Here is a 24,028-nt window from a genome sequence, read left to right on the forward strand (position 1 = left end):
CGGATCACGGATGCGTCATGCTCAGGACGTCCAGCGCCTCGTCCAGCTGTTCGACGGTCAGGTCGCCGCGCTCCACGTAGCCGGACTCGAGTACGACCTCGCGGATGGTCTTCCGCTCGGCCAGGGACTTCTTCGCGACCTTGGCGGCCTCCTCGTAACCGATGTACTTGTTCAGCGGGGTGACCACGGACGGCGAGGACTCGGCGTACTCGCGCGCCCGCTCGACGTTGGCCGTGATCCCGTCCACCGTGCGGTCGGCGAGCAGCCGGGAGGCGTTGGCGAGCAGCCGTACGGACTCCAGGAGGTTCTTCGCCATCACCGGAAGCATCACGTTGAGCTCGAAGTTCCCGGCCGCGCCCGCCACCGCCACCGTGGTGTCGTTTCCGGTCACCTGCGCGGCGACCATCAGGACCGCCTCGGGGATCACCGGGTTCACCTTGCCCGGCATGATCGACGAGCCGGGCTGGAGGTCGGGGAGGTTGATCTCGGCGAGGCCCGTGCGGGGTCCGCTGGCCATCCAGCGCAGATCGTTGGCGATCTTGGTGAGGGAGACCGCGATCGTACGGAGCTGGCCGGACGTCTCCACCAGGGCGTCGCGGGCGCCCTGGGCCTCGAAGTGGTCGCGGGCCTCGGTCAGCGGCAGGCCGGTCGCGCGGGCGACCTCGGCGATGACGGCGGCCGAGAAGCCGGCCGGGGTGTTGATGCCGGTGCCCACCGCCGTACCGCCGAGGGGGAGTTCGGCGAGCCGGGGGAGCGCGGACCTCAGCCGCTCGACGCCGTACCCGACCTGGGCCGCGTAGCCGCCGAACTCCTGGCCGAGGGTGACCGGGGTGGCGTCCATCAGGTGCGTACGGCCGGACTTCACCACCGTCGCGAATTCGGCCGATTTTCGCTCAAGGGAAGCGGCCAGATGGTCGAGGGCGGGGATCAGATCGCGGGTGACGGCGCCGGTGGCAGCGATGTGGATGGAGGACGGGAAGACGTCGTTGGAGGACTGCGAGGCGTTCACGTGATCGTTGGGGTGGACCTCGCGGCCTTCGGGAAGCCGCTCGGTGGCGAGGGTGGCGATCACCTCGTTGGTGTTCATGTTGGACGAGGTGCCCGAGCCGGTCTGGAAGACGTCCACCGGGAAGTGCTCGTCCCAGCGCCCCTCGGCGACCTCCGCCGCCGCCGAGGCGATGGCCTCGGCGCGGTCCCGGTCGATCACGCCGAGCTCGGCGTTCACCTGGGCGGCGGCGGCCTTGATCCGGGCGAGGGCCTCGATGTGGGCGCGCTCCAGGTGCTGCCCGGAGATGGGGAAGTTCTCCACCGCCCGCTGGGTCTGGGCGCGCCATTTGGCGTGCGCGGGGACCCGCACCTCACCCATGGAGTCGTGCTCGATCCGGTATCCGTCTGCGTCGTTCATGTGTGTCAACCTCCTAGAAAAGATGAGCACTTGTCTTGTTCGATGTATTCCCATCGGGCGTACCGGCCAGTAAAAACCGTGGGTAACCCCACTTCCAGGAGGCGCAATGACGCGCACCAGGCACAGACTCCGCTGGCCCATCGCCGCCGTCGCCGCGGCCGCCGCCGTACTCGGCACGATGTCAGCCGCCGCCCCCGCCGGCGCGGCCGACACCGGCACCACGGCGACGACCGCCACCGCGCCGCTCCCGCCCGCCCTCGAAGCGATCCGGGCCGCCGAGGCCACCAAGATCTACGGCAGTCCCGAGGAGCGCCCGCTCGCCCAGCGCAAGACCGGCCTGATCTCGCTCGGCGACAGCGAGATCTCCGGCGAGGGCGTCGGCACGTACGAGCCCCCCACCAACGGTCCCACCAACTGGTGCCACCGCTCGCCCGACGCCGCGATCCACCGCACCGGGATCCCCGCGGACCTCACCTTCAACGTGTCGTGCTCCGGCGCCTACACCGGCAACATCAAGATCGGCGGCTCCAAGCAGTACGCCGACGAGCTCGTCCAGAGCGACAACCTGGCCGTCAAGGCGCGCAACACCCGCATCAAGATGGTCCTGCTCGTCGCCGGAGCCAACGACGACCTGCAGTTCGGGCCCGTCATGACCGACTGCGTCCAGCGCTACCTGCTGCTCCAGGGCGCCTGCGAGCCCAAGTACGCCCCCGGCTGGCAGGCCCGCGTCGACGGACTCGTCCCCAAGGTCGAGCAGACCGTGCGCGACCTCAAGACCGTCATGCGCGACGCCGGTTACGCCGACGGCGACTACAAGCTCGTCGTCATGGGCTACCCCAGCCCCATCGGCCCCGACTTCCACGACAACCCGAACTTCCCCGGCAAGCTGATCTGCGGCGGACTCGGCTACGACTCCGACACCGTCTGGGGCCGCAACACCGCCGTCCCCGGCTTCGAGCGCGGGATGCGCGCGGCCGCCGCCGCCACCGGGGCCGTCTACCTCGACAACTCGCGGCTCTTCCACGGCCACGAGGTCTGCATGGAGGACCCCTGGGCCCGCGGTCTCTACATCGACCTCTCCAAGCCCGGGACCCCGGACGAGAACTCCGTACGGCAGTCCTTCCACCCCAACGCGCGCGGGCACGCCGCCTTCGCGTCCTGCCTCACCCAGATCTACAACTCGGGCACGCGTGAGGCCAGCTGCGCCGACGCGAACTCCACCGGCACGCCGACGCTCTTCCCGGTGGCGTGGGACGACGTGTACAAGCCGCTGAAGAACCAGGCGACGGGCAACTGTCTGGATGTCGACGCGGCCTCCTCGTCCAACAACACCGCCGTCCTCGGCTGGGACTGCCACGGCGGCCGCAACCAGGGCTGGTGGTACGACTCCGCTCGCGGGACCGTCCACACCCAGCTCACCCAGGACCGCTGCCTGGACGTCCCCGCGTCCGGCTACCAGGCGGGCAAGGCGCTCGTCCTCTGGAACTGCCACGGCGGCGCCAACCAGAAGTTCGTCCGCGACGGCGCCACGATCCGCCCGGCGGACGCGACGGGCCTCTGCCTCACCCAGGGCGCGGCGAAGCAGCCGATCCGTCTCCAGACCTGCGACGGCTCGGCGAACCAGAAGTTCGCGTAGCCGGAGCCCTGTTCACGAACGCCGGAGCCCCGTCCGGGAACGACGGGGCGCCCGTTCACGAACGCCGGGGCCCCGTCCGGGAACGCCGTGGCCCCCCGTTCACGAACGCCGTGGCCCCCGTCCGACGTCGGACGGGGGCCACGGCGTTCGCGAACAGGGCGGCGTCAGGGCGCCTTGAGCGTGGACTTGGCCAGCTCGTAGGCCGGGAGCATCGCCCGGTGCTCCGCGGTGTCGAGCCCGCCTAGGTGGACGATCACCGTCCCCTTCGGGGTCGCGACGGCGAAGGCGCGCTCCTCCTTCGACTCCTCCATCACCTTGTTGTAGACGGTGTACGTCACCTCGGTGACGGGCCCCGCGCCGGACCCGCTCTCCTTGTAGGTGACCTTGGAGGTGTTCTCCTCGGCCTTCACGAACCCTTCGAGTGCCGCCCTGGCCGGCCCCTTGTCGGCCGTCCACACCCGCAGATAACCGACGTGCCCGGCCGGCTTGGCGTCCACCTCGCAGCGAACGGTGGCCGGACCCTGACGGGTGAGCACCGCGAACTCCGGGTCGTCGGGGTTCTCGATCGCCTTCGGCGTCCACTTCTCCGCCGTCCCGAAGGAGACGGGCAGCGCGCAGGGCGTCCCGGGACCGCCGACGGACGCGCCGGCCTTGATCGGGGCGGCGTCGGCGTCGCCGGCATCCGCGGCGGGCGACGCGGTGGTGGGGGCCGCCGTGGGCCGTGCGCCCTGCGTGACCTCGGGAACCGGCTTGTCGTCGCCGCAGCCGGCCAGCAGCAGCCCCGCCGCCAGGGTGGCGGCGATCGGGGCCAGGGTCCGTATCGGGTGTCTCATGCGGTCAGCGTAGTAGCGGGCGGGAGGCCCGCCGGACGGGCGTATCCGGGGCTGACGTCGGACAATGTGAAGCGGGTCCGGGGGACTCCCCGTAGGAGGCTGGACATGTTCCGGAGCTTCAGGAGGATCGGCGTGCTCGGGGTCTGCGCGGTCGCGGCCGGTGCCTTCTCCGCCGTCGCCGCCGTCCCGGCCTCCGCCGCCGAGGCGTTCGAGTTCACGGTCTACGCCCAGGAGGTCCCCGGGGACCAGGGGGACGAGAGCGCGCCGCCGCCCGGACTCGGGGACTCCTTCGCCTTCGCCGACGACCTCTTCCGGTCCAAGGGCGGCGAGCAGGTCGGCCGGGACGGCGTGACCTGCACCGTCGTCCGTGTCGGCGACCCCGGCGACTTCCTCTGCGTGGGCACCTTCGTGCTGGTCGGCGAACCCGCCGGGCAGGTCACGGGGCAGGTCATGCTGACCATCGGCCCGTCCGACGAGGAGATCTCCGCCTTCGACATCGCCGTCACCGGCGGAACCGGTGACTTCGAGGGCGCGCGCGGCACCATCCGTTCGACCCAGGACGGGGACTACTCACGGATGGAGTTCCACATCACCGACTAGGCCCTGCCCGGCGGGCTGACGGGCTGACGGGCAGGCCGGCGGGCCGGGGCGTCAGGAGAGCTTGCCGCCGTAGTCGGGAAGCTTGAAGGTGCGCTCGGCGTGGCCGCCGACCAGGTCGGTGGTGTTGTTGCCGATGTTCGCGATGATCGTGTAGCCCTTGGCCTCGATCTTGGCGCGCTGCGCCGTCTTGTACGCGCCGACCTCCGCGAACAGGTCGGGCAGGGAACGCACGTACAGCCCGTCGACCGGGTAGCCGGCCTGCTTCAGGTTCCAGTCGGTGAGGGAGTAGATGATGCCCGGGCGGGCGGTGACGAAGAAGACGTCCACGCCGCGGTCGTGGGCGTTCCGGACGAGGGTGCGCACGTCCGCGATGGCCGGGGTCGGCAGCTCCCAGAAGGGGTGGAAGTCCGTCTCCAGGGAGCTGTTGTCGATGTCGAGGACGATCGCCTGCTTCTCGCGGCCGGCGTTCTCGGAACGCTCCTCGATGTACGGGCGGGCCTCGTCGACGACGGCGGCCACGTCACGGAGCCAGGTCGTGTAGTCGACGTCCTTGATCGCGGCGGTCGACGTGCTGTGGCTGTCCGGGTCGGCGGCGGACGCGGCGGGCGCGGGACCGACGACGAGGAACGCGGTGAGGGCGAGGGCGGCCGTGGTTCCGGCGGTGGCGCGCCTGCGGAGGGGGGTGGCGGGCATGGGGGCTCCCTTGGTCGACCAGCTCAGGACTTTGGCATGCTCGCGCTCAATACTGGACAGTAGGCAACGAGATGGCTACCGGTCGGTAGCGACTTTCTGAGCGGTGATCGACGACTCGGAGATCGACGAAGCCCCCCGGTCCGGGCGGACCGAGGGGCGTGCGTCGAGCGTCGGGCGATCAGCCGAGGCCGGGACCCCGCACCGGGATGTGCGTGAACGTCGGCTCCGGGGCCGGGTTCTGGAAGAAGTCGTTGCCCTTGTCGTCCACGACGATGAACGCCGGGAAGTCCTCGACCTCGATCTTCCAGACCGCCTCCATGCCGAGCTCCTCGTACTCGACGACCTCGACCTTCTTGATGCAGTCCTGCGCCAGACGGGCGGCCGGGCCGCCGATCGAACCGAGGTAGAAGCCGCCGTGGCTGCCGCAGGCGTTCGTGACCTGCTGCGAGCGGTTGCCCTTGGCCAGCATGACCTTCGAGCCGCCCGCCGCCTGGAACTGCTCGACGTACGAGTCCATGCGGCCGGCCGTGGTCGGGCCGAAGGAGCCGGAGGCGTAGCCCTCGGGGGTCTTCGCGGGGCCCGCGTAGTAGACCGGGTGGTCCTTCAGGTACTGCGGCATCTCCTCGCCCGCGTCCAGGCGCTCCTTGATCTTGGCGTGCGCGATGTCGCGCGCCACGACCAGCGGGCCGTTGAGGGAAAGCCGGGTCTTGACCGGGTACTTGGTCAGCTCGGCGAGGATGTCGTCCATCGGCTGGTTCAGGTCGATGGTGACGACGTCGCTCTCCTCGGAGAGGTGCTCGTCGGTCGTCTCCGGCAGGAAGCGCGCCGGGTCGGTCTCCAGCTGCTCCAGGAAGACGCCCTCGGCGGTGATCTTCGCGACGGCCTGGCGGTCGGCCGAGCAGGACACGGCGATCGCGACGGGCAGCGAGGCGCCGTGGCGGGGGAGTCGGACGACGCGGACGTCGTGGCAGAAGTACTTGCCGCCGAACTGCGCGCCGATGCCGATCTTCTGCGTCAGCTCGAAGACCTTCTCCTCCAGCTCCTTGTCGCGGAAGCCGTGGCCGGTCTCGGCCGAGCCCTCGGTGGGCAGCTCGTCCAGGTAGTGCGCGGAGGCGTACTTCGCGGTCTTGAGCGCGAACTCGGCGGAGGTGCCGCCGACGACGATCGCCAGGTGGTACGGCGGGCAGGCGGCCGTGCCGAGCGAGCGGATCTTCTCCTCCAGGAACTTCATCATGCTCGCCTCGTTGAGGACGGCCTTCGTCTCCTGGTAGAGGAAGGACTTGTTGGCGGAGCCGCCGCCCTTGGCCATGAAGAGGAACTTGTACGCGCCGCCGTCGGTCGCGTACAGCTCGATCTGCGCGGGCAGGTTCGAGCCGGTGTTCTTCTCCTCCCACATGGTGACCGGGGCCATCTGCGAGTACCGCAGGTTCAGCTTGGTGTACGCGTCGTAGATGCCCTTGGACAGGGCCTCCTCGTCGCGGCCCGGGGTCAGCACGTTCTGGCCGCGCTTGCCCATGACGATCGCCGTGCCCGTGTCCTGGCACATGGGCAGGACGCCGGCGGCGGCGATGTTCGCGTTCTTGAGGAGGTCGAGCGCGACGAACTTGTCGTTCGAGGAGGCCTCGGGGTCGTCGATGATCCGGCGCAGCTGGCCCAGGTGGGCCGGGCGCAGGAAGTGCTGGATGTCGTGGATCGCCTCGGCGGCCAGCGTGCGCAGCGCCTCCGGCTCGACCTTGAGGAACGTACGGCCGTCGGCCTCGAAGGTGGAGACACCTTCGGAGGTCACCAGGCGGTAGGGCGTGGTGTCCTCTCCCAGGGGGAGCAGATCGGAGTACGCAAACTCTGGCATGGGGGCCATTCCTCACTCGGCAAGACGGCGCACCGCCTCCGTTGGCAGTGCGCCCTCCAGCGTAGAACGCGGGCGCGTGCCCGGTCCTGTGAGGTAAGGCTCACTTGGAACCGGGACCGCGCCGGAGTGGCGTGTTTCCCACGGCCCCGGGCCTACGGCACCGTGGCTGTTGGGCGGTGTGGATTCGCAGGGAACGGCGAGTACGGCGGACTCGACGACCGGCTCCCGGCCCCGGCCGACGGGGCGCGCGCAGCCGGGCGGGTTCCGGAGCGGCTTCAACCCGCCATTTCCGCCCACGGGTTCGAGATGTCGTCCACAGGTCGCGGCCCCGCCCCCTGGTCGCGATCTATCGCGTTTCGCTAGGCTGGCTCCGTGGACCTCGAAAAGAAGCCCGAACCCGAAAAGCAGCCGCAGCCGCAGCGGCAGGCCGCACCCGCCGAGCCCGCCCCCGCGGAGACCGCCTTCGCCGACCCGCAGGGCTCGTTGCGAGCCTCGGACGCGGACCGGGACCGGATCGCGGACATCCTCAGGGACGCCCTGGCGGAGGGGCGGCTCGACGCCGAGGAGCACTCGGACCGGATCGACGCGGTGTACCGGGCGAAGACCGTCGGGGAGCTGGAGCCGATCGTCCGCGACCTTCCGGGCGCCCGGCCCCACCAGGAGACCGCGCCGGACTACGGGTACGGCCCGGAGGACACCGACGGCCCCGCGGACAACCTGGTCGCGATCTTCTCCAGCACCACCCGCAAGGGACGCTGGCGGGTGAGCCGCCGGACGAACGCGTTCGCGCTCTTCGGGAACATCGAGATCGACCTGACCGAGGCGATCTTTACCCAGCGCCTGACCACCATCAACGCCACGTCGATCTTCGGCAACGTGGAGGTGCGCGTCCCGGAGAACATCAGCCTGCGCGGCAGCGGCAGCGGGATCTTCGGCAACTTCGAGGTCGTGACCCTGGAGGGTGTCGACCCGCAGGCCCCGGTCGTCGTCATCAACGGCTACTCGGTCTTCGGGAACGTCGAGGCGAGGCCCAAGCGTGGCAAGTGGATCACCGATCTCCAGGACAAGCTGCGCAAGCACCTCGGCTGACGACCGGACGCCGGAGCGGCCGGTGACCGGAATTCGCCCTCGGGTATCCGCAGAGCGGAACGGCGCGGCACGCAGTGCATAGGCGCGCGCACAGCGGGTAGGGCTGGTGCATCGCCGCTCGCTCGCGAAGCCGTCGTCAGGAGTAGACCGTGCTGCAACTGCCGCATCAGCCCCTCCAGGTCGCCGCCGTGCCCCCTCAGTGCGCCCCTGCTCGGGAGGACGAGGCCGGCCCTTGGCATGCGGAGGCGGTGTGCCGCCGGGACGAAGCCGGGCTGTTCTTCGCCCCGTCCAAGGAGCCGACCGCCGCGCGGCTCGCGCGTGAGGCGGCGGCCAAGCGGGTCTGCGGGCGCTGTCCCGTGATGGTCGAGTGCCGGGAGCACGCGCTGCTCCAGCCCGAGCCGTACGGGGTGTGGGGCGGGCTCACGGCGGCGGAGCGCCGCGTGGCCCTGGCCCGGCGCCGACGGCGCGAGGTGGAGCTGAGGAAGGCTGCCGCGACCGACCGGATCGCCCAGGCGGGCTGACGGGACCGGACGGCCTCGGCGGCCTGACGGGAGCGCGGACACGTCCGTCGTCCCGTACGGGAAGGGGCGCCCCCACCGCACATGGGGGCGCCCCTCTTCGTACTGTCCCGCCGTGTGGACTCAGTTGGCGCGATCGAAGTCGATCTTGCTGTACGCGCGCAGCTTCGAGAGCCGGTGCGTGGAGTCGATCTGGCGGATCGTGCCGGACTTCGAGCGCATGACGAGCGACTGCGTGGTCGCCGTCTCGGCGCGGTAGCGCACCCCGCGCAGCAGCTCGCCGTCGGTGATGCCGGTCGCGACGAAGAAGACGTTGTCCCCGGCGACCAGGTCGTTCGTGGAGAGCACCCGGTCCAGGTCGTGGCCCGCGTCGAGGGCCTTCTGGCGCTCGGCGTCGTCCTTCGGCCACAGCTTGCCCTGGATCACGCCGCCGAGGCACTTGATGGCGCACGCGGAGATGATGCCCTCGGGGGTGCCGCCGATGCCCATGAGCATGTCGACGCCGGTGCCCTCGCGGACGGCCATGATCGAACCGGCGACGTCGCCGTCCGAGATGAACTTGATCCGGGCGCCGGTCTCGCGGATCTCCTTCACGATGCCCTCGTGACGGGGGCGGTCCAGGATGACGACCGTGATGTCCTCGGGCGAGGAGTTCTTCGCCTTGGCGACCCGGCGGATGTTGACCGAGACGGGGGCGTTGATGTCGACGAAGTCGGCGGCCTCGGGGCCGGTGACCAGCTTGTCCATGTAGAAGACCGCGGACGGGTCGAACATGGTGCCGCGGTCCGCGGCGGCCAGGACGGCGATCGCGTTGGGCATGCCCTTGGCGTTGAGCGTGGTGCCGTCGATCGGGTCGACGGCGATGTCGACCTCGGCGCCGGTGCCGTCGCCGACCCGCTCGCCGTTGAAGAGCATCGGGGCTTCGTCCTTCTCGCCCTCGCCGATGACGACCACGCCGTTCATCGAGACGGTGGAGATCAGGGTCCGCATCGCGTTGACCGCCGCGCCGTCCGCGCCGATCTTGTCGCCGCGGCCGACCCAGCGGCCGGCTGCCATGGCAGCGGCCTCGGTGACGCGGACCAGCTCAAGGGCGAGGTTGCGGTCGGGAGCCTCGGGGGAAACCACGAGCTCGGGCGGCAGATTCTGCTGCTCGGTCATCGGAACGCACCTTTCTGTACGGCGACGGCCGGATAAGGGAGGGTGATGCGACTCTATCGGTACGTCGACAAAATGAGCAGAGGGGCCCACGTATGAGCACGGACCCTTGATGCGACCATGGTGCGCGTGGCAGGTATGCGAGGCAGGCAGACGGTACGCGGGATGTTCCAGTCCCTCGGGGTGATCTTGGTCGCCGCGGGAGTGATGTATCTCTTCATCCCGCACGATGAGAGCGCCGATCCGGTCAAGGCGAAGGACTACCGGGTCGAGCTCCTGACGGCTCAGCGGGCGGCACCGTATCCGGTGCTGGCCCCCGAGGGCCTGGGCGAGGGCTGGAAGGCGACGGTCGTCTCGTACAAGCGCGAGGACTCCAACGCCTGGCGGCTCGGGTTCCTCTCGCCGGACACCCAGTACGTGGCGATCCACCAGTCGACGGCGGCGGTGGGCACCTTCGTGCCGGACGTCACCCACCGGGCGAAGAACACCGGGAAGACCGAGACGGTGGCGGGCCGGGTCTGGCAGCGCTGGGAGGGCCCGAAGTACGACGCGCTCGTCCGGACGGACGGCGGGGCGACGACGGTGGTGACCGGCACGGCCTCGTTCGAGCGGCTCGCCGAGATGGTGGGCTCGCTCCAGTCGAAGAAGGTCTGAGCCGAAGAAGGCCCGAGTCGAAGAGGGACTGAGTCGAAGAAGGCCCGAGTCGAAGAAGGTCCGGGCGCAGGCGACGGCGTACGGGAAAGGCCCCGCACTCAGGGAGTGCGGGGCCTTTCCGTGTGTCCTCTGCGGGGTCCCACTCAGACGGTGGTGACGACCTCGTCGTAGGCGAGGCGCGGGGAACGCGGGAACCAGGCGTCCTCGCCCGGCTTGCCGATGTTGATGACCATCAGCGGGGTGTGGTCGGCGTCCAGGAACTCCTTCTGGAGGCCGGCGAAGTCCAGGCCGGTCATCGGGCCCGCGGCCAGGCCGGCGGCGCGGACGCCCACGATGAAGTACGCGGCCTGGAGCGCGGCGTTCAGGACGGCGGACTGCTCGCGGACCGGGCGCTCGGCGAAGAACATGTCCTTGGCCTGCGGGAAGTGCGGAAGCAGGGCCGGGAGCTCCTCGTGGAACTCGTTGTCGGCGGAGAGGATCGCGACGAGCGGGGCAGCGGCGGTCTTGGGCTGGTTGCCCTCGGCCATGTGCTTGACCAGGCGCTCACGGGCCTCGGGGGAGCGGACCAGGGTGATGCGCAGCGGGGTCTGGTTGAAGGCGGTCGGGCCGTACTTCACCAGGTCGTAGATCGCCTGGACCTGCTCGTCGGTCACCGGCTCGTCGGTGAACGTGTTGGCGGTGCGGGCCTCACGGAAAAGGAGATCCTGAGCGGCGGCGTCAAGGGCGAGAGACATGCTGCGTACCTTCCGGACTGCAAAAGGGGGTTCGCTCGTAGGGCTTCAAGCGATGTCCTCGACAGTACGCCGATGATTGGTGAAACTTCAACTAATCCATCCGGATAGTGATCCGCTTCACTTCGAAGTCTACATGCGGGGCGCTATGCGTCCCCGCCCTCCGTCTCCGCCTCCTCGTCGGCGGCGCGCTCCGCCGCGAGCGAGGCGTCGAGCCGGGCCCGCGCGCCCTCCAGACGCCGCCGGCAGACCTTCGCCAGCTCCTCACCACGCTCCCAGAGCGCGAGGGACTCCTCCAGGGACGTCCCGCCCGCTTCGAGCCGCCGGACGACCTCGATCAGCTCGTCCCGCGCCTGCTCGTACCCGAGCGCCGCCTCGTCCGTACCCGTACTCGTTCCCGCTGCCATCTGCTGCTCCACCCTCCGTGTCCGGTTCTCTGGATCTCTCTCGACGCGCTCTGCCGGCGCCGTACTCAGGCCTGGTCCGGGTCGGCCACGCGCCGCACCGCGAACTCGCCCTCCGCGACCCGGGCCCGCAGCTCCTCGCCCTCCGCGACCTCCTCCGGGGAGCGGACCACGGTCCCGTCCGTCCGCTGGAGCACCGCGTACCCCCGCTCCATCGTCGCGGCGGGCGACAGCGCCCGGACCCGCGCCCGCGTGTGCGACAGCTCGGAGTCCGCCCGGTCCAGGAGGTGCCCGAGGACCCGCCGGCTGCGGGCCAGCAGCGCGACGAGCTCGTCCTCGCGGACCTCGACCATGCGCTGCGGATGCTCCATGACGGGCCGGGCGAGCGTGTGCGCGAGGCCGCGCTCCTCCCGGTCGAGGAGGCCCCGTACGGTCCGCAGGGCCCGGTCCCGCAGGCCGCGCACCCGGTCCAGCTCCTCGCCGACGTCCGGGACGACCTTCTTGGCCGCGTCCGTCGGCGTCGAGGCGCGCAGGTCCGCCACCAGGTCGAGCAGGGGCGAGTCCGGTTCGTGCCCGATGGCCGAGACCACCGGCGTACGGCACTCGGCGACGGCCCGGACCAGCTGCTCGTCCGAGAACGGCAGCAGGTCCTCGACGCTGCCGCCGCCCCGGGCCACGATGATCACGTCGACGTCCTCGTGGGCGTCGAGCTCCTTGACCGCCTGGACGACCTGCGGAACGGCCTTCACGCCCTGCACCGCCACGTTCCGCACCTCGAAGGCGACGGCGGGCCAGCGCCGGCGCGCGTTCTCCAGGACGTCCCGCTCCGCCGCCGACGCGCGGCCGCAGACGAGCCCGATCCGGTGCGGCAGGAACGGCAGCGGCCTCTTCCGGTCGAGCGCGAAGAGCCCTTCGGCCGCCAGGCTCCGCTTCAGCTGCTCCAGGCGGGCGAGCAGCTCGCCGATCCCGACCGGCTTGATCTCCACCGCCCGCAGCGACAGCTGCCCGCGCGGCGCGTACCACTCGGGCTTCGCCCGCACGACGACCCGGGCGCCCTCGGACACGATGTCCGCGACGGCGTCGAAGACCTGCCGGTAGCAGGTGACGCCGATGGAGATGTCGTACGAGGGATCCCGCAGCGTCAGGAAGACGACCCCGGCGCCGGGGCGCCGGGACAGCTGCGTGATCTGCCCCTCGACCCAGATCGCCCCGAGCCGGTCGATCCACCCCCCGATCAGTCGGGAGACCTCACCGACGGGAAGCGGTGCTTCGGCGGACGTAGTCAGAGCCATGGACCGAGCGTAACCGCGCGGTACGACAACGTCAGGACCGCGCCCGACGTCGGACCGGGCGCCCTGCCCGCAGCCGGACCCGGCGCGCCCGCCACGGCGACCTCAGCGCCCCGCGGGCGTCCGCGTCGTCCCCTGCACCGCCAGGACGATCAGGCCCACGCCCAGCCACACCACGCCCACCACCTGCGCCGCCACCGAGGCCTCCACGATCACCGCGATCAGGATCACGGCCCCGACCACGGGCAGCACGACATGCCTCAACCAGTGCGGCGGTCCCTCCGCCCGCTGCACCACGAACCAGCCCACCACGCTCGCGTGCAGCAGGACGAAGGCCGTCAGGGCGCCCACGTCGACCACCGACACCAGGTGGTCGAGGCCGTCGTCCCGCCGGGCCGCCCACACCGCCGCGATCATCGTCACCGTCGCCGACACCAGGAGCGCCACCCGCGGTACGCCCGAGTCCGTCCGGGCGAGCACGTGCGGCAGCCGCCGCTCGCGGCCCATCGCGAACAGCAGCCGGCTGCCGGCCGCCTGTCCCGCGAGCGCCGCGAAGGCCGCGCCGATCGCCTTCGAGACGGCCACGAGGTCGTGCAGCCAGCCGCCGACCGCGCTCTCGACGGCGTCGTAGAAGGCCGAACCCTGCTTCCCCGGGTCGGCCGCGAGCTCGGCCGAGGAGACCGGTTCGAGCAGCGAGACCAACCAGGTCTGCGCGATGAACAGGACGCCCGCGAGGGCCAGGCAGAACAGCAGCGCCCGCGCCACCTTCGCCGAACCGCCGGTGACCTCCTCCGCGAAGGAGGCGATCGCGTCGAAGCCCAGGTACGACAGGACGGCCACGGACACCGCGCCCACGACGGCGGCCAAGGAGAACGAGGCATCGCCCGTGAGCGGCGACCACCAGTCGCGCCGCGCCCCGTCCTGGACGAGCACCACGATCGCGGAGACGACGAAGACGAGCAGCACGACGATCTCCATCGCGAGCACCGCGAAGCCGACCCGGGCGGCGGCCCGTACGCCCCAGAGGTTGAGCAGGGTCGTGACGACGACGGCGATCCCGGTCCACACCCACCGGTCCACCTCCGGGACCAGCGCCTCCATCGCGATGCCGGCGAAGAGATAGGCGACGGCCGGGATCAGCAGGTAGTCGAGCATCGCCATCCAGCCGGCGATGAATCCCGGCCCTTCGCCGAGGCCCTTGCGCGCGTACGTGAAGACGGAGCCGGCCTGCGGCGCGACCCGCACCATCTGCGCGTAACTGAACGCCGTGAACGCCATGGCGACCGTGGCCACGACGTACACGAGTGCGACCGCGCCGCCGGACTTCGCGTCGAGCGTGCCGAAGACGCCGACGGGCGCCATGGGGGCGATGAAGAGCAGTCCGTAGACGACCAGGTCTCGGAACCCGAGGTTCCGTCGGAGTCCCGTGTGTTCCGCGTCGTCCCCGTGCGCCGCCACCTGCGAATCCTCGGCCATGGCCACAGTTTCGGCCACGGCACCGATCAAACCGCTCACCGACGCGGCCTTACGATGGGACGCATGACTGCAACGCCCGCGTCGACGCCCGATTCCGCCTCCGCGACGAACCGCCCGAAGCGTGTCCTGCTCGCCGCTCCCCGCGGCTACTGCGCGGGCGTGGACCGTGCCGTGATCGCGGTGGAGAAGGCCCTGGAGCAGTACGGCGCCCCGATCTACGTCCGGCACGAGATCGTCCACAACAAGTACGTCGTCCAGACCCTGGAGCGGAAGGGCGCCATCTTCGTCGACCAGGCGACCGAGGTGCCGCCGGGCAACATCGTGATGTTCTCCGCGCACGGTGTCGCCCCGACCGTCCACGAGGAGGCCCGTCAGGGCCGGCTCGCGACCATCGACGCCACCTGCCCGCTGGTCACCAAGGTCCACAAGGAAGCCGTCCGCTTCGCCAACGACGACTTCGACATCCTCCTCATCGGCCACGAGGGCCACGAGGAGGTCATCGGCACCTCCGGCGAGGCCCCCGACCACATCCAGCTGGTCGACGGTCCCGGCGACGTCGCCAAGATCGAGGTCCGCGACCCGTCCCGCGTCGTCTGGCTCTCCCAGACCACGCTCTCGGTCGACGAGACGATGGAGACGGTCGACGCGCTGAAGGAGAAGTTCCCGCAGCTGATCTCCCCGCCGTCCGACGACATCTGCTACGCCACGCAGAACCGCCAGATCGCGATCAAGGAGCTGGCCGGCCAGGCCGAGCTCGTCATCGTCGTCGGCTCGAAGAACTCCTCGAACTCGATCCGCATGGTCGAGGTCGCCAAGCAGGCCGGCGTCCCCGCCGCCTACCTGGTCGACTTCGCGAGCGAGATCGACGAGGCCTGGCTGGAGGGCGTCACCAGCGTCGGCCTCTCCTCCGGCGCCTCCGTCCCGGACATCCTGGTGCAGGAGGTCCTGGAGTGGCTCTCCGAGCGCGGTTACGCCGACGTGGAGATCGTCAAGACGGCCGACGAGTCCCTCACCTTCTCGCTGCCCAAGGAGCTCCGCAACAAGGACCTGCGGGCCGAGGCGGCGAAGCTGCTGGAGAAGGCAGCGGTCAAGGAGTAACTCCGTACGGAAGCCCTTACCGTGGGTTCCATGAACGTCTTCGGAGTGGACATCGGCGGCTCGGGCATCAAGGGCGCCCCCGTGGACCTGGAGCGCGGAGCGCTCACCGAGGAGCGCCACAAGGTACTGACCCCGCAGCCCGCCACACCCGACGGTGTGGCGGGCTGCGTCGCGGAGGTCGTGGAGCACTTCGGCTGGACCGGACCGGTGGGGGTGACCTTCCCGGGGGTGGTCACCGGCTCCACCATCCGTACGGCGGCGAACGTCGACAGATCATGGATCGGCGTGGACGCGGGCACCCTGCTGAGCGAGCGCCTGGGCGGCCTCCCGGTGACCGTCCTGAACGACGCAGACGCGGCCGGAATCGCGGAGATGACCTTCGGCGCGGGCCGCGGCCGCAAGGGCACCGTGATCCTGCTGACCCTCGGCACGGGCATCGGCTCGGCCCTCTTCGTCGACGGCCGCCTCGTCCCGAACACGGAGCTCGGCCACCTGGAGCTCAAGGGCCACGACGCCGAGACCAGGGCGTCGACGAAGGCCAAGGAGGACGAGGACCTCAGCTGGGAACACTGGGCGACGCGCCGCCTGCGGAAGTACCTCGCGCACGTGGAGATGCTGTTCTCGCCGGAGCTGTTCATCATCGGCGGCGGGGTGAGCCGGAAGGCGGACAAGTTCCTTCCGCTGATCGAGGGCATCCGCGCGGAGATCGTCCCGGCGGAACTCCAGAACAACGCGGGGATCGTGGGGGCGGGGATGGCGGCGGGGTCGGCGTAGGGGGCGGCGTACGGAGGGTACGGAGCCCCGGGGCGTACGGGTAGGGGTTACGGGAGACGGGTTACGCGACGGGGCGACGGCGGGCGGCAGCGGCCCCACCCGGCCCACCAGCCCCACCCGGCGCCTCACCGGCCACGGAGGCGGTCCCGGAGGCACCGGATCCACCGGACCGGGCGAGGTGCTGGCGCCGCCCCATCTCCCGCACCTTCCGTACGCTCGCGATGAGCCCGGCGACGAGGGTGCCGCCGTACAGCCAGCCGGCGTGCACGGCGAGGGCGGTCACGACGGCCATGGCCTGGCCGCCGAAACCGCCCGTGCCGCCCGCGATGGGGACGACGCCGACGGCGAAGGCGATGGGGACGCCGATGGGTGCGGTGACGAGGTCGGCGGTACGGACCCAGAGCGCGGTCAGGGCGCTGACGGGCAGGAACAGCAGCCCGTAGACGACGGGGGAGCCGTCGAAGAGCAGCAGGTCGAGCAGGCCGAGCACCAGCATGACCGCGGAGGCGAAGAGCCCGGCGCCCAGCCCGGTGAGGCGGGGCGAGGGAAGCCGGCGAAGGGCGAGCACGACGGGCGGCACGGGGCGGCCGCCGGGCTTTCCGACCGCGGCTCCCGGGGCTCCGGCGCGCTGGACGCGCGCGGCGCCCGGGCCCCGCCTGGTCCGGCCGGTCACGCGGTAGACGGCCGCACCCTCCACGAGCGCGGCCGGCGGCGTGACCGGCGGCGGTGCGACGGGGGTGGTGACGGGCGTCGTGACGGGGGTTTGCGGCCGTCGGCGGCCTTGCGGCTGACTTGTCCTGTGCTGCTCCACTCCACCAACGTAGGTCGGGAAGGGGCGGGAACGGGGTCCGGGACACGCCCTTTGGGTGACCTTGCCCCCGAGAACGACCGAAGGTCGGCGTCACTGGCCGGTTCGGGCCGCCCGTAAACTGGGGGATCGGCCCCCCGTCCACACCTTCAGGAAGTCGCCACCGTGTCGCTCACGATCGGAATCGTCGGTCTGCCGAATGTCGGCAAGTCGACCCTGTTCAACGCCCTGACCAAGAACGACGTGCTGGCGGCCAACTACCCGTTCGCCACGATCGAGCCCAACGTCGGAGTCGTCGGTGTCCCCGACGCCCGGCTGACGAAGCTCGCGGAGATCTTCGGATCCCAGCGCATCCTCCCGGCGACGGTCGACTTCGTCGACATCGCGGGCATCGTGCGCGGCGCGAGCGAGGGTGAGGGCCTCGGCAACAAGTTCCTGGCGAACATCCGCGAGTCGGACGCGATCTGCCAGGTCATCCGCGCCTTCAAGGACGAGAACGTCGTGCACGTCGACGGCAAGGTCTCGCCGAAGGACGACATCGAGACGATCAACACGGAGCTGATCCTCGCGGACCTCCAGACGATCGAGAAGGTCCTGCCGCGCCTCCAGAAGGAGATGCGGATCAAGAAGGACACGGCGCCGAAGGTCGCCGCGGTCGAGGCGGCCCAGGCGATCCTGGAGCGCGGCGACACCCTCTTCTCGCAGGGCATCGTGCAGGGCACGGAGAAGACCGAGCTCCTCCACGACCTGCACCTCCTCACCACCAAGCCCTTCCTCTACGTCTTCAACGTGGACGAGGACGAGCTGACGGACGACGCGTTCAAGGCGGAGCAGAGCGCCCTGGTCGCCCCGGCAGAGGCGATCTTCCTGAACGCCAAGCTGGAGCAGGACCTGGCCGAGCTGGACGAGGAGGACGCCATGGAGCTCCTCCAGTCCGTCGGCGCCGAGGAGCCGGGCCTGGCGACCCTCGCCCGCGTCGGCTTCGCGACCCTGGGCCTCCAGACCTACCTGACGGCCGGCCCCAAGGAATCCCGCGCCTGGACGATCAAGCAGGGCGCGACGGCCCCCGAGGCGGCCGGTGTCATCCACACCGACTTCCAGAAGGGCTTCATCAAGGCCGAGGTCATCTCCTTCGCCGACCTCGTGGAAACGGGCTCGGTAGCCGACGCCCGCGCGGCCGGCAAGGCCCGCATGGAGGGCAAGGAGTACGTCATGCAGGACGGCGACGTGGTGGAGTTCCGCTTCAACGTCTGAGCGGATGGATTGCGCCACGTCCTTGGCGGGGCAAATGTGCAGGTCAGAACGGGTCGGACTCGGCAGAGTCCGACCCCTTCCGCATTCCCGTGCCGACGTGGTGCCGGCTTTTCAGTTGCTCCGGGGCGGCGTGAGCTCGTCGAGGTCCAGGCTGACCTTGAAGGGCACGGGGCGCTGGAGGGTGCCTCGGAAGATACCGGCGGGAGCGTAGGCGCCGGTGGGTTCGTCGAGCTCGTAGACGTGGACGACGGGTGCCCCGTCCTCGTCCTCGATGCACCAGTAGTGCGGGATGCCGGCCTCCGCGTACTTGCGGAGCCTTACCGTGCGATCGCGATGGGCGGACTCGGGTGAGACGACCTCGACGACGAGCCGGACATCCTCCGGTGCGAACCAGGTGCGGTCACCGTCGAATTCGGCCGTCGTCACCAGCAGATCCGGTTCGGGACGGTTGCGCGGGTCGAGCTTGATGGTCATCTCGCGGACGACTCTGGTGTCGGCGGGTACCTGCTCCATGAGTGCGACCGTGAGCATGGTGACGAGGTGGCCGTGCCACCACCTCTGGGGCGACATCATGAAGACGAGGGCTCCGTCGATCAGCTCGGTGTGGCGGGGTGCCTCGGGGAGGCGGTCGAGGTCCTCCGCGAACCAGCCTTCCGCGCGCGGCGGGCGCATCCAGTCGGGCAGTGCCGTCATGGGACAACCCTAGCGATTGTGGTCGTCACGAGGGGTGGTCGTGCCGCTGATCCGCAATCGGCGCGCGGGCGTCGTCGGGATGCTCGAAGCCGCTTCCTTGCCGGTGCCCGAGGACGTCGCCACGGACCGCGACATCTCCGGGGTTCCGGGACGGAATACGCCGGTCGGCCCGTGGTTGATCAAGAGCAGGGAACCGTAGTCAGGCAGGGCCGTCGATCGAGGGGGATTCGATGTCGTACCCGGAGTATCCGGAGCAGGTGTACCACCGCGAGGAGGGAGAGGTCAGTGCGGTCTTCCGGGCCGTGGACACCCCACCCGAGTTCGGTGTCGCGGGCAAGGACGCGATTCACTATCTGGCCACCAAGGCCTCCACACAGGGCGAGTTCGGGCTCTATCGGGTGGAGATGAGTGCGAAGGCGGGCGGGCCCAGGACGCACTTCCACAAGACGATCTCGGAGTCGTTCTTCGTGCTCGACGGGACGGTCCGGCTGTTCGACGGCGAGGGCTGGGTCGACGCGCGGAAGGGCGACTTCCTGTATGTGCCGCAGGGCGGCCTGCACGCCTTCCGCAACGACTCGGACGCGCCCGCCGAGATGCTGATGATCTTCGCGCCCGGTGCTGCCCGCGAGGAGTACTTCGAGGGTCTTGCCGCCATGGCGGACGCCACCGATGAGGAGCGCGCCGAGTTCTTCGTACGGCACGACTCCTATTTCGTGGAGTAGTGGAGTAGCGGAGTAAGAGGGGTCGATCCGGGGCCCCGCCCGGATCGGCGGGCATACTTTCAGACGGAATCGTTGTGGTGGAGGTGTGGGGTTTGAAGCTTGCCGAGGCGTTGGTGTTGCGGGCGGATGCCGCTCGGCGGGTCGAGCAGTTGCGGGCTCGGGTGGTCAGCAGCGCTCGGTATCAGGAGGGGGAGGAGCCTGCCGAGGACGCGGCCGCCCTGCTGGCCGAGTCCGACGAGGTCCTGGGGGAGCTGGAGGGGTTGATCCGGCGGATCAACCGGACCAACGCCCAGGCCGTCGTCGAGGGCGGGGGCACGCTCACCGACGCGCTGGCCCGGCGCGATGTGCTGCGGCTGCGGCACTCCGTCGTCACGTCGGCCGCCGACGCCGCCGCCGGGCGGGACCAGCACGGCATGGTGCGGCAGCTGCGGTCCGAGCTGAAGATGCTGTCGGCGTTTCCCGTGGCGCCCCTGCGGGCGCAGGCCGACGTGCTGGCACGGGAGATCCGTGAGGTCGACGTGCTGATCCAGCGGTCGAACTGGGAGGTCGATCTGCTGGACTGAGCGAGTCGCTCGACGTGGAGCAGGTAGTCGTCCCGAGGGCGTGCACAAGCCGAGGACCGGCGGTCGATCCGGTCCACTGTGGTGCGTGGGGAGCAGCGCAGGGGTTCGATTCCCCTTTTACACAGCCGCTCAGCACAGCGCACAGGTAACGGTGCACAACGCACAGTTCATCACCATGTGCAGATTCGGACGACGAGGGCGGGATCGGGGATCTCCACGTCGCTTTCGACCCCTCCACCCCACGTATCCTCGACTGCTGGGGAAATGGGGGAGAAGGATCACGGAGGTGTACTGGTGGAGTTCCGGCTGCTCGGCTCCGTTGCGCTGGTGACGGAGGACGGGGACGTAGCCCTGGGGCCCGCCAAACGGTCCAGCCTTCTGGTCATGCTCCTGTTGCGGCCCAACAGCGCCGTGAACGTCAATCAGTTGATCGACGCGCTGTGGGAGGAAGAGCCGCCCACCCATGCCAAGACCGTCCTGCAGGGGCACGTCTCGCGGCTTCGGGCGCTGCTCGCCGAGCACGGGGCCGAGGCGTACGGGGTCGAGCTGGCCACCCAGGGTTCGGCGTACGTGCTCCGGATGCCGGAGTCGCTCGTGGACGCGCACCGGTTCGAGGAGCTCGTGGCGCTCGCCGGGGTGCAGCGGCGACCCGCCGACGCCGTGCGGATGCTGCGGGAGGCCCTGTCGTACTGGCAGGGGCCCGCGCTCACCGGAACCGTGCACAGCCGGCCGCTCGAAGCCGCCGCCGGGGGCCTTGAGGAGCTGCGGCTCGCCTCCGTCGAGTCGCTCGCGGAGGCGTACGGGGAGCTCGGCGAGCACGCCAGGGCCGCCGCCGTACTGCGGACCGAGGCCGTCGCACACCCCCTGCGGGAGTCCCTCGCGGCCGCGCTGATGCTGGCGCTCGGCCGCTCGGGCCGGCAGTCCGACGCGATCGACTGGTACCACCGCACCCGGCGGCTGCTCGCCGAGGAGCTGGGCGTCGACCCCGGCGAGACGCTCAGCGAGGCGTACGCGACACTGCTCCGCGCCGCCGAGCCCGTCGCCGTGGCCCGCCCGGTCGTTCCGGTCTCGGTCGCGGCGCCGGAGGGGCTGCCGCGCGCGCCACGCGGCTTCACCGGGCGCGGGGCCGAGCTGGCCGCCCTCGACCGGGCCGTACGAGGGGGCGAGGGTCCCGTCTGCCTGGTCACCGGACCCGCCGGGGTCGGCAAGACGGCCTTCGCCGTGCACTGGGCGTACGAGCGCCGCGCCGACTTCCCCGACGGACGGCTCTTCGCCGACCTGCGCGGTTTCAGCGACACCCCGGCGCCCGAGACCGCCGCCGTCCTGCGCGAGTTCCTGCTCGCGCTCGGCGTGCAGCCGCAACGGATACCCGAGGCCGTCGAGGCGCGCGGCGCCCTGTTCCGGTCCCTGACCGCCGACCGGCGGCTGCTCGTCGTCCTCGACAACGCCCGTTCCTCCGAGCAGGTCAGACCCCTGCTGCCCGGCGGCGACCACTGCACGAGCCTGGTCACCAGCCGAGACCGGCTCGGCGGCCTCATCGCCTCCGACGCGGCCCGGCCGGTGCCGCTCGGTCACCTTCCCCCGGCCGCTTCGACCGCCCTGCTCACCACCGTCCTCGGCGAGACGCGGGTCGCCGCCGAACCCGCCGCCGCCGCACGGCTCGCCGGGCTCTGCGACGGACTGCCGCTCGCGCTGCGGGTCACGGCGGCCCGGCTCGCCGAGCGCCCGCAGTGGACGCTCGACGCGATGGTCGGCGAGCTCGCCGACGAGCAGGGCCGGCTGATGCTGCTCGACGTCGAGGACCGGGGCGTCTCCGCCGCGCTGCGCCTCACCGTGCAGCAGCTGCCCGAGTCCGCGGCCCGACTGTTCCGCGCGATCGGTCTGCACACCGGCTCCGACCTGGACCGGTTCGCGGCCGGAGCGCTCGTCGGCACGTCCCCCACCCAGGCCTCCGCCGACCTGGACCGGCTCGCCGCCGCCCATCTGCTCACCGAGTCCGTCCCCGGCCGCTGGATGCCGCACGACCTGGTGCGCCTCTACGCCCGCCATATCGCCCCCGGGGCCGATCCCGAGGGCCTGCCCCGCCTCCTCGACCACTACCTCTACACGGGGCTCGCGGCCGACGCCGCCGCCGAGCCGGGCTCCCAGCCCTGCTACTCGCTGCCCGCCGACGCCCGCCGGCCCGCCGCGACCCGCGAGTTCGAGGACCGTACGGCGGCCCTCGACTGGTACGTGGCCGAACGCGCCGCCCTGGAAGGGGCGGTCGCCGCCGCGGCCGCCCTCGGCCTGCACGACCGGGCCTGGCGGCTCGCCCTGGTGCAGTGGCCGCTGATGCTCATGCGGATCGGGGACGGCTGGACGCCGCTCCTGGAGGCAGGGCTCGCCTCGGCCGAGCACATGGGCGATTTCGACGCGCAGTCGCGGACGAGGGCGCTGCTCGGCTGGATCCTGCACGAGGAGGGCCGGGACGCCGAGGCGCTCGTCCATCTGGAGAAGGCGCCCGGCCTGGCCGCCCGGGCCGGCGACACCATCAGCGAGGCGATCGCCTACGTCAACCACGCGGCCGTCCTGGACGCGACCGGGGAGCACGAGCGGGCCGGGCTGCTCATGCTCCACGCCGTCTCACTCGCCGACCGAACGGGGCATCCGTCCACCCAGGTGCTCACCCTCCATCACCTGGCGGGGCACTGCATGAAGGCGGGGGACTACCACGCGGCGCTCGCGCACACCCTTCGCGCCGGGGAACTGGTCGCACCCGACGCGGTGGTCGTCCAGGCCCAGCTGCAGATCGTCCGGGGTGAGGCGCTGGCGGGTATAGGTCGCGTCGAAGAGGCCGCTGACCAGCTGGAACGCGCGATCGTGGCGTCCGACGCGGCCGGTTTCGCCGAGGGTTCGGCGCGGGCCGCGGCGGGGCTTTCGCGCCTGTCAGCGAATCGTTAGCGGTACGCAAGCGGGACGGCAGCGCCAGGCCGGAAGCTGGATACAGCACCGACCGAACACACACGGGGGAGAACCACCATGCGTACCCACCACAAGTCCAGCGTCCTGGCCGCCGCCGCCATCGCCGCCCTCTCGCTCGGCCTGACCGCCTGCGGCGGCACGGACACCGGAGCCAAGGACGCGGGGAGCGCGAGCGCCTCCCAGCAGAGCTCCGGGAACGCCTCCGCCGGCACCACCGACAACGGAACGGCCGCCGCCGGCGAGGCCGACCAGACCGCGGCCAAGAGCGGCTCGGGCTCCACCGGCGGCTCGACGGCGACCGGCGGAACCGGCGGCACGTCCGGCGGCACCGGCACGAAGGGGTCGACGACCGGCGCCTCGACCGGCGGCAAGTCCTCCGCCAAGGCGCCCGCCTGTGCCTACGGCGACATCAAGGTCACGGCGGCCAAGGCCGACGAGGTGCCGACCGAGCACATCGTCCTCACCGCCACCAACACCTCCGGCAGTGCCTGCACCCTGCTCCAGTACCCGCTGATCGCCTTCGGCCCGATCCAGACCGCCAAGGACGTCCCGGCCGTCGCCAAGAGCAAGCCGGCCGCCCCGATCGTCGTGAAGCCGGGCGCGCCCGCGTACGCCAATGTGCGGATCGCGCTCGGCGGCGCCCACGAGGACAACAAGGTCGTGAAGACCTTCAACGTGAACCTCTTCGCCCCCGAGGGTCCGGCCGAGGGCAGCATCGTCGTCCAGGCCCCCGCGGGCGGCCTGGCCGTCGACGAGGCCGCCGCGAAGACGGGCTACTGGACGTACGAGCTCCGCAACGGTGCCGACGAGTTCTGAGCCACCG

The 24,028-nt window shown here is 71.0% G+C and carries 24 protein-coding genes; 13 read left to right on the forward strand and 11 right to left on the reverse strand.

Annotated features, from left to right (window positions below):
- Window positions 1-4: 4 nt before the first annotated feature.
- On the reverse strand, window positions 5-1,405 hold the full coding sequence (locus tag OG514_RS18640; protein ID WP_266896123.1) for an aspartate ammonia-lyase: 1,401 nt from the start codon (window positions 1,403-1,405) through the stop codon (window positions 5-7).
- Window positions 1,406-1,511: 106 nt separating this feature from the next.
- Here OG514_RS18640 and OG514_RS18645 point away from each other — a divergent pair, with 106 nt between their 5' ends.
- Window positions 1,512-3,041, forward strand: coding sequence for a ricin-type beta-trefoil lectin domain protein (locus tag OG514_RS18645; protein WP_266896125.1), 1,530 nt, complete (start codon window positions 1,512-1,514; stop codon window positions 3,039-3,041).
- Between the two features lie 164 nt (window positions 3,042-3,205).
- On the opposite strand, the gene OG514_RS18650 is transcribed toward OG514_RS18645, so the two are convergent.
- Entirely contained in the window at window positions 3,206-3,874 is a 669-nt protein-coding gene (locus OG514_RS18650) for a lipoprotein (protein WP_266896127.1), read from the reverse strand.
- A gap of 105 nt (window positions 3,875-3,979) precedes the next feature.
- Here OG514_RS18650 and OG514_RS18655 point away from each other — a divergent pair, with 105 nt between their 5' ends.
- Window positions 3,980-4,474, forward strand: a complete 495-nt coding sequence (locus tag OG514_RS18655) for a hypothetical protein (protein WP_266896129.1) — start codon at window positions 3,980-3,982, stop codon at window positions 4,472-4,474.
- Window positions 4,475-4,525: 51 nt separating this feature from the next.
- Here OG514_RS18655 and OG514_RS18660 read toward each other — a convergent pair whose 3' ends face one another.
- Both OG514_RS18660 and OG514_RS18665 read right to left on the reverse strand, forming a co-directional pair.
- On the reverse strand, window positions 4,526-5,167 hold the full coding sequence (locus OG514_RS18660) for an HAD family acid phosphatase (RefSeq protein ID WP_266896131.1): 642 nt from the start codon (window positions 5,165-5,167) through the stop codon (window positions 4,526-4,528).
- A gap of 178 nt (window positions 5,168-5,345) precedes the next feature.
- Window positions 5,346-7,016, reverse strand: a complete 1,671-nt coding sequence (locus OG514_RS18665) for a fumarate hydratase (protein ID WP_266896133.1) — start codon at window positions 7,014-7,016, stop codon at window positions 5,346-5,348.
- Between the two features lie 372 nt (window positions 7,017-7,388).
- On the opposite strand from OG514_RS18665, the gene OG514_RS18670 reads away from it, so the two are divergent.
- Together OG514_RS18670 and OG514_RS18675 are read left to right on the forward strand one after the other, a co-directional pair.
- A complete protein-coding gene (locus tag OG514_RS18670; protein WP_266896135.1) occupies window positions 7,389-8,105 on the forward strand; it encodes a DUF1707 domain-containing protein in 717 nt (238 codons plus the stop codon).
- Between the two features lie 149 nt (window positions 8,106-8,254).
- Window positions 8,255-8,626, forward strand: a complete 372-nt coding sequence (locus OG514_RS18675; RefSeq protein ID WP_266896137.1) for a WhiB family transcriptional regulator — start codon at window positions 8,255-8,257, stop codon at window positions 8,624-8,626.
- A gap of 120 nt (window positions 8,627-8,746) precedes the next feature.
- Here OG514_RS18675 and glpX read toward each other — a convergent pair whose 3' ends face one another.
- Window positions 8,747-9,781 (reverse strand): class II fructose-bisphosphatase, encoded by a 1,035-nt coding sequence (gene glpX, locus OG514_RS18680; protein WP_266896139.1) that lies wholly within the window; start codon window positions 9,779-9,781, stop codon window positions 8,747-8,749.
- Between the two features lie 117 nt (window positions 9,782-9,898).
- On the opposite strand from glpX, the gene OG514_RS18685 reads away from it, so the two are divergent.
- A complete protein-coding gene (locus OG514_RS18685; protein ID WP_266896141.1) occupies window positions 9,899-10,432 on the forward strand; it encodes a DUF4245 domain-containing protein in 534 nt (177 codons plus the stop codon).
- Between the two features lie 143 nt (window positions 10,433-10,575).
- Here the strand turns inward: OG514_RS18685 and OG514_RS18690 are convergent, their stop codons facing one another.
- From OG514_RS18690 to OG514_RS18705, 4 genes are all read right to left on the reverse strand, one after another.
- The gene (locus OG514_RS18690) at window positions 10,576-11,166 is read right to left on the reverse strand and encodes a malonic semialdehyde reductase (RefSeq protein ID WP_266896143.1); all 591 of its coding nucleotides are present in this window, start codon (window positions 11,164-11,166) and stop codon (window positions 10,576-10,578) included.
- A gap of 143 nt (window positions 11,167-11,309) precedes the next feature.
- A complete protein-coding gene (locus tag OG514_RS18695; protein WP_266896145.1) occupies window positions 11,310-11,570 on the reverse strand; it encodes an exodeoxyribonuclease VII small subunit in 261 nt (86 codons plus the stop codon).
- A 65-nt stretch (window positions 11,571-11,635) separates the two neighbouring features.
- A complete protein-coding gene (gene xseA / locus OG514_RS18700; RefSeq protein ID WP_266896146.1) occupies window positions 11,636-12,859 on the reverse strand; it encodes an exodeoxyribonuclease VII large subunit in 1,224 nt (407 codons plus the stop codon).
- 102 nt (window positions 12,860-12,961) lie between these two features.
- Entirely contained in the window at window positions 12,962-14,332 is a 1,371-nt protein-coding gene (locus OG514_RS18705) for an APC family permease (protein WP_266896147.1), read from the reverse strand.
- Between the two features lie 63 nt (window positions 14,333-14,395).
- Between OG514_RS18705 and OG514_RS18710 the strand changes: the two genes are divergently transcribed.
- Both OG514_RS18710 and ppgK read left to right on the forward strand, forming a co-directional pair.
- Window positions 14,396-15,430, forward strand: coding sequence for a 4-hydroxy-3-methylbut-2-enyl diphosphate reductase (locus OG514_RS18710; protein WP_266896149.1), 1,035 nt, complete (start codon window positions 14,396-14,398; stop codon window positions 15,428-15,430).
- Between the two features lie 30 nt (window positions 15,431-15,460).
- Window positions 15,461-16,204 (forward strand): polyphosphate--glucose phosphotransferase, encoded by a 744-nt coding sequence (ppgK, locus tag OG514_RS18715; protein WP_266896151.1) that lies wholly within the window; start codon window positions 15,461-15,463, stop codon window positions 16,202-16,204.
- A 61-nt stretch (window positions 16,205-16,265) separates the two neighbouring features.
- Here ppgK and OG514_RS18720 read toward each other — a convergent pair whose 3' ends face one another.
- On the reverse strand, window positions 16,266-16,784 hold the full coding sequence (locus OG514_RS18720; RefSeq protein ID WP_266900889.1) for a DUF6542 domain-containing protein: 519 nt from the start codon (window positions 16,782-16,784) through the stop codon (window positions 16,266-16,268).
- A 393-nt stretch (window positions 16,785-17,177) separates the two neighbouring features.
- Between OG514_RS18720 and ychF the strand changes: the two genes are divergently transcribed.
- A complete protein-coding gene (ychF, locus tag OG514_RS18725; RefSeq protein ID WP_266896153.1) occupies window positions 17,178-18,266 on the forward strand; it encodes a redox-regulated ATPase YchF in 1,089 nt (362 codons plus the stop codon).
- 111 nt (window positions 18,267-18,377) lie between these two features.
- Here the strand turns inward: ychF and OG514_RS18730 are convergent, their stop codons facing one another.
- On the reverse strand, window positions 18,378-18,959 hold the full coding sequence (locus tag OG514_RS18730; protein ID WP_266896155.1) for a Uma2 family endonuclease: 582 nt from the start codon (window positions 18,957-18,959) through the stop codon (window positions 18,378-18,380).
- A 40-nt stretch (window positions 18,960-18,999) separates the two neighbouring features.
- On the opposite strand from OG514_RS18730, the gene OG514_RS18735 reads away from it, so the two are divergent.
- The 5 genes from OG514_RS18735 to OG514_RS18755 all read left to right on the forward strand — a co-directional run bounded on the left by OG514_RS18735 (window position 19,000) and on the right by OG514_RS18755 (window position 24,021).
- The gene (locus OG514_RS18735; protein WP_266896157.1) at window positions 19,000-19,158 is read left to right on the forward strand and encodes a hypothetical protein; all 159 of its coding nucleotides are present in this window, start codon (window positions 19,000-19,002) and stop codon (window positions 19,156-19,158) included.
- A gap of 31 nt (window positions 19,159-19,189) precedes the next feature.
- Window positions 19,190-19,681, forward strand: a complete 492-nt coding sequence (locus tag OG514_RS18740; RefSeq protein ID WP_266896159.1) for a cupin domain-containing protein — start codon at window positions 19,190-19,192, stop codon at window positions 19,679-19,681.
- A gap of 92 nt (window positions 19,682-19,773) precedes the next feature.
- Window positions 19,774-20,244, forward strand: a complete 471-nt coding sequence (locus OG514_RS18745) for a DIP1984 family protein (protein WP_266896161.1) — start codon at window positions 19,774-19,776, stop codon at window positions 20,242-20,244.
- 264 nt (window positions 20,245-20,508) lie between these two features.
- Complete coding sequence (locus OG514_RS18750) at window positions 20,509-23,184, forward strand: BTAD domain-containing putative transcriptional regulator (protein WP_266896162.1); 2,676 nt, start codon at window positions 20,509-20,511, stop codon at window positions 23,182-23,184.
- 78 nt (window positions 23,185-23,262) lie between these two features.
- A complete protein-coding gene (locus tag OG514_RS18755; protein ID WP_266896163.1) occupies window positions 23,263-24,021 on the forward strand; it encodes a DUF4232 domain-containing protein in 759 nt (252 codons plus the stop codon).
- Window positions 24,022-24,028: the final 7 nt, after the last annotated feature.

Origin of the sequence: Streptomyces sp. NBC_00572 (assembly GCF_026341815.1) — a bacterium.
Lineage (GTDB): Bacteria > Actinomycetota > Actinomycetes > Streptomycetales > Streptomycetaceae > Streptomyces.